General features: G+C 44.5%; 1 pseudogene. It reads right to left on the reverse strand.

The features are described 5' to 3' along the window. Positions 1 to 47: 47 nt before the first annotated feature. Positions 48 to 310, reverse strand: a pseudogene (glmM, locus tag AB4585_RS27630) (phosphoglucosamine mutase); the annotation flags it as partial.

Consider the following 310-nt stretch of genomic DNA (forward strand, 5'->3'; position numbering starts at 1 on the left):
CAGATGATGGCCGTTTTTGTATCTAGTGTTTAGCTTTTTAATGACTTTTAGCAGTGTTCACGAACTGTATCGGCGATACGGTTTGCCAGCTTAAGCACTAACTCTCCATCTTCACCCTCTACCATTACGCGAATTAAAGGCTCAGTACCTGATTTACGCAGAAGCACACGTCCCTTATCACCCAGTTCTTGCTCTGCTTGCACAACAGATTGTTGAACCACATCCAATTGCATTGGGTCTGTTTCGCCTGAGAAGCGAACATTGATCAGCTCTTGCGGGTATAACGTCATTCCTTGAGAAAGGTCGAATA

Source organism: Vibrio sp. 10N.222.49.C9 (genome assembly GCF_041474985.1).
GTDB lineage: Bacteria > Pseudomonadota > Gammaproteobacteria > Enterobacterales > Vibrionaceae > Vibrio > Vibrio crassostreae_C.